The following is a 5,074-nucleotide window of genomic DNA, read 5'->3' on the forward strand; positions in this document are numbered from 1 at the left end:
GTACTTTGCTGTGTATGTACTTGTCAATCTTGCATAGCCACTATACTATTAAAATGTAGAGATTATAAAAAGGGGTTGTATCTATCATGAAATTTGAGATGCACACAAAAATTATTTCAAATGAAAAAGAAGTAAGATTACATATTGAAGAAAATATATTTCAATTAATATTGGATGGTTATCACTTATTTACAGTTCAAGAAATATTGCCTTTATATAAATCAAATGAAGAAAGAATTGGAAGTGCAACGATATTGAAGCTAGAGTGGGAGAACGGAAAAACTACAATAAACTATCAACTCGTTTCACTAAAATCAGTAAATTAAAAGGAGTAGAAAAATATGAAGTTATTTCATACAGCGGATTGGCATTTAGGTAAGCTTGTTCATGGCGTGTATATGACTGAAGACCAAAAGATTGTATTAGATCAGTTTGTACAGGCTGTTGAAGAAGAAAAACCAGATGCTGTAATTATTGCAGGGGATTTATATGACCGAGCAATTCCACCTACAGAAGCAGTAGACTTATTAAATGATGTGCTGCAAAAAATAGTTATTGATTTGCAAACACCAGTTATTGCGGTAGCTGGTAATCATGATAGTCCGGATCGTATCCATTTTGGAAGTAGTTTAATGAAAAAACAAGGATTACATATTGCAGGTCAATTTCAATTCCCGTATGAACCTGTTGTACTAAATGATGAATATGGAGAGGTTCACTTCCATCTAATACCGTATGCAGACCCAAGCATAGTGAGGCACGTGTTGAAAAATGAAGACATACGTTCTCATGATGATGCGATGCGCATTTTTATGAATGAGCTCTCTGAAACGATGGATAAAGAAGCTAGACATGTATTTGTTGGACATGCATTTGTAACTTCTTCAGGAGAAGCGGAGGAGAATACAAGTGATGCAGAACGACCACTTTCAATTGGTGGTGCTGAATATGTAAATAGTCATTATTTTGATAAGTTTCATTACACAGCGCTTGGACATTTACATCAAGCGCATTTCGTACGTAATGAGACGATTCGATATTCAGGTTCACCACTTGCCTATTCAATTTCTGAAGAGAAACATAAAAAAGGCTATTACATTGTACAACTGAATGAAACTGGTGAAGTAGCAATTGAAAAAAGGTTACTTTCACCACGTCGTAAAATGCGAACAGTAGAAGCGAGAATAGATGAATTATTACAGCACCCAGTAAGTGAAGATTACGTATTTGTAAAATTATTAGACGAAAACCCTGTCTTACAGCCAATGGAGAAAATACGATCTGTATATCCAAATGCAATGCACGTTGAAAGAGCGATGCAAAGGCGAGAACTCACAGATACAAATGAAGTAACTGTTTCAAGACATAAAACGGATGATTTATCTCTTTTAAAGGCTTTCTATAAAGAAATGAAGGGGTTAGATTTATCAGAAGAGAAAGAACGCCTATTTATAGATGTATTACAAACAGTGCAAGAACGGGAAGGTGAACGAGGATGAGACCGATTCAGCTTATTATGACAGCATTCGGGCCATATAAACAGAAAGAAATAATCGATTTTGAAGATCTTGGAGAACATCGTATTTTCGCTATTTCTGGGAATACAGGAGCTGGAAAAACAACGATTTTTGATGCGATTTGTTATGTGTTATATGGTGAGGCTAGTGGCGAAGAACGTAGTGATACGAGCATGCTTCGAAGTCAATTTGCTGATGATAATGTTTATACAAGTGTTGAATTAACCTTTCAGTTAAAAGGGAAACGCTATGAAATAAAACGACAACTTGGACATAAAAAACAAGGGAATAAGACTATTACAGGACATGCAGTAGAATTATATGAAGTTATTGATGGAGAAAACGTTCCAGCCGTCGATCGTTTTCATGTAACAGACGTAAACAAAAAAGTGGAAGATTTAATTGGGTTAAGTAAACATCAATTTAGCCAAATTGTTATGTTACCCCAAGGGGAATTCCGAAAACTATTAACATCTGAGACGGAAAACAAAGAAGAGATTTTACGTCGTATTTTTAAAACGGATCGTTATAAATTAATGCGTGAGTTACTTGATCAAAAGAGAAAACAATGGAAAGACGTCTTACAAGAAAAACAAAAAGAGAGAGAGCTCTATTTCCGTAATGTTTTTAAATTACCAATCCGTGATGGAGCATTATTAGAGACATTAGTGGCACAAGAACATGTAAATACGCATCAAGTAGTAGAAGCGTTAGAACAAGAAACAACCGTGTATAAGGCAGAGGTTGAGCAATTACAAGTAGAACAAGATGTTCAAACGAAGCAATTAAAGGATGCAGAAATACGTTTTCATGCAGCAAAATCTGTAAATGAGAAATTTATAGATTTACAACAAAAGAATGAGAAATATAACACTTTACAAGAGAACCGTGCAGCAATTGAAAGGAAAGAAAAATTCTTTAAACGTGCGGAACAAGCAAAGCACTTATTACCATTTGAACAATGGTATGAAGAAGCGATGGAAAATGAGCAGAAAGCTGAAAGTTTGTTAAAACAGATAATCGTCAAACAAGAACAGATAATGAATAGCTTTGAACTTGCTCAGGAGAAGTATGAAGTAGTAAAGAATAAAGAAGCTGAACGAGAAGAGGCTAAAAAACTTGTTCAAAGATTAGAAGAGTTACAAGCGATTATTGAATCATTAGCTGAGAGAAAGCTGAATTTACAAAATGCCGAAATTCAAATAGGGAAATTAAAAGAAAGTATGCAAAAGTTAGATCAACAACTAGAAGAGCATACAAACCAAAAACAGAGAATGTCTGATGAATTGCAGCAATTAGAACAAGCACTTGAGCAATATGTAGCTAAAGTGGAAGAACTAACGAATATGCGAGAAGATGCAAAAGTTTTAAAACAAGCATATGATGTTTGGCAAGAAAAACAAAAATTCGAGCAAGAAAAAGAAGCGGCAAATAATAAAATGCAAGTGGCAGTTCGTGCATATGAAAACATGGAGCGCCGCTGGTTAAGTGAACAAGCTGGTATATTAGCTCTTCATTTACATGACGGTGAATCTTGTCCGGTATGTGGTAGTACGAGTCATCCACAAAAAGCTACAGAGCAAAGTAATGCGATCGATGAAAAAGAGTTAAACGATTTAAGAGATAAGAAGAACATTGCTGAAAAATTCCATGTGCAAGTAGAGGAGAAATGGAATTTCTATCGACTACAATATGAACAAGTGATAGAAGAAGTTGTGAAGCGCGGCTACAATTCGGAAAAATTAGCTGAAACATATAGTGCACTTGTTCAAAAAGGAAAACAATTAGCTGCAGATGTTAATACGTTAAAAGCAAGTGAAGAAACACGTAAGCAGATTGCTGCGAACATGAAAAGCGTAGAAGAAAAAATAGAAGAACTTCAGAAACAAAAACGAGAATTGGAAACAATGCAGCACCGTACAGAAATGGAGTGTATGCAACTTCGTACGTCATATGAACATGATAAACGAAATATTCCAGAAAACTTACAAACAGTACAAGCTTGGAAAGCACAGTTTGACCAAGCTATGCAGGAACTTAGGTTAATGGAGGACGAATGGAAGAAAGTGCAGGAAGCGTATCAGCATTGGCAAAATGAAAATATACGTATTCAAGCAGAACAAAAAGGTGCTTCTAATCAATTTGAAAGTGCAAAATTAAAGAAAGAAGAGACTTTCGCACGCTTTATGAAAGAGCTAGAACAAAGCGGGTTTACAGATGAATTCACGTATAAAAAAGCCAAATTAAGCGATCCCGAGGTGGAGATGTTACAAAAAGAAATTCAAGGTTATTATTCATCGCTTGAAGTGCTTGCAAAACAAATTGAAGAGTTAAACTCAGAATTAAAAGATAAAGAGTATATGGATATTACATCTTTAGGTGAACACATAAAAGAACTAGAAATTAATCTCGATATCATTAAAGAAAAACGTCAACGTGCGCAAAATGCGGTAACATATATTTCTGATTTACGTGAAAACATTAGACGTATTGACGAACAAATTCACGAGGAAGAAAAAGCCTTCCAAGAACTTGTTGATTTATATGAAGTAATGAAAGGTGATAACGAAAGTCGTATATCATTTGAACGTTACATCTTAATTGAGTATTTAGAACAAATTGTTCAAATCGCAAACGAACGACTACGTAAATTATCAAATGGACAATTTTATTTAAAACGAAGTGAGCGAGTTGAAAAAAGAAACCGTCAAAGTGGATTAGGTTTAGATGTGTACGATGCATACACTGGCCAAACACGCGATGTAAAAACACTATCCGGTGGAGAGAAATTTAACGCATCACTTTGCCTAGCGCTAGGAATGGCAGATGTCATTCAAGCATATGAAGGCGGTATTTCCATCGAAACGATGTTCATCGATGAAGGGTTCGGTTCATTAGATGAAGAATCGTTAACGAAAGCGGTAGATGCCTTAATTGACTTACAAAAATCAGGCCGATTTATCGGTGTCATCTCACACGTTCAAGAGCTGAAAAACGCAATGCCAGCTGTATTAGAAGTAACGAAGCAGAAGGATGGGTGTAGTCAGACTAGGTTTGTGGTGAAGTAAGCTTAGAAAATGGAGTAGGGAATCTACCGATACTTTTAGTGTCATATGTATGAATAATAAAACGTCGTCTCTTCATATTGGAGGCGACGTTTTATTTTATAAAATATCTATGAATTATCTGTAGAAGGCGGCGTATTCTCCAAACGATTATAAGTTTTAAAGGCTGAAATTGCTGAGATAACCCCGCCTACTAAAAATAAAGCGGATCCTCCAACTAAGATGATACGACTGACATATGTTTCCCGTGCTTCTTCGACTTCTTCTTGTAACGCTGTAGGCATATGAATCCCCCCTTTATAAAAGTTGTTTTATAAATAGTATATACAAACGCCTAAAATGTGTTAAAATAACTGATGATTTTATGCAGTGGGTAATTAGATGAGTAGGATGCGAGTGGCTAAGTAAATCTTCATCATAAATTTATGTGAACTTCACATAGAGCACATATTAACATTGTATTATGTATATGTACCAAATAAATAAATAAAT

4 protein-coding genes are annotated in these 5,074 nt (G+C 35.2%); 3 read left to right on the top strand and 1 reads right to left on the bottom strand.

All coding sequences use genetic code 11. The features are described from left to right. Positions 1 to 86 precede the first annotated feature (86 nt). From ABWK52_RS17960 to ABWK52_RS17970, 3 genes are read left to right on the top strand one after another with little or no spacing between them, the layout of a single operon-like run. Entirely contained in the window at positions 87 to 326 is a 240-nt protein-coding gene (locus tag ABWK52_RS17960) for a DUF2584 family protein (RefSeq protein ID WP_000667346.1), read from the top strand. Positions 327 to 341: 15 nt separating this feature from the next. After that, entirely contained in the window at positions 342 to 1,499 is a 1,158-nt protein-coding gene (locus ABWK52_RS17965; RefSeq protein WP_098542403.1) for an exonuclease SbcCD subunit D, read from the top strand. Further along, positions 1,496 to 4,585 (top strand): AAA family ATPase, encoded by a 3,090-nt coding sequence (locus tag ABWK52_RS17970; protein ID WP_098542404.1) that lies wholly within the window; start codon positions 1,496 to 1,498, stop codon positions 4,583 to 4,585. Before ABWK52_RS17965 ends, ABWK52_RS17970 begins: the two co-directional genes overlap by 4 nt. A 107-nt stretch (positions 4,586 to 4,692) precedes the next feature. Here ABWK52_RS17970 and ABWK52_RS17975 read toward each other — a convergent pair whose 3' ends face one another. Further along, on the bottom strand, positions 4,693 to 4,866 hold the full coding sequence (locus ABWK52_RS17975) for a hypothetical protein (protein ID WP_001141667.1): 174 nt from the start codon (positions 4,864 to 4,866) through the stop codon (positions 4,693 to 4,695). Positions 4,867 to 5,074: the final 208 nt, after the last annotated feature.

It is taken from the genome of Bacillus sp. AP50 (assembly GCF_040492675.1).
GTDB classification, from domain to species: Bacteria; Bacillota; Bacilli; order Bacillales; family Bacillaceae_G; genus Bacillus_A; species Bacillus_A cereus.

Coding starts and splice junctions, on each gene's coding strand:
- ABWK52_RS17970 (WP_098542404.1), top strand. CDS start 1,496: ATGAGACCGATTCAGCTTATTATGACAGCATTCGGGCCATATAAACAG.
- ABWK52_RS17975 (WP_001141667.1), bottom strand. CDS start 4,866: ATGCCTACAGCGTTACAAGAAGAAGTCGAAGAAGCACGGGAAACATAT.
- ABWK52_RS17960 (WP_000667346.1), top strand. CDS start 87: ATGAAATTTGAGATGCACACAAAAATTATTTCAAATGAAAAAGAAGTA.
- ABWK52_RS17965 (WP_098542403.1), top strand. CDS start 342: ATGAAGTTATTTCATACAGCGGATTGGCATTTAGGTAAGCTTGTTCAT.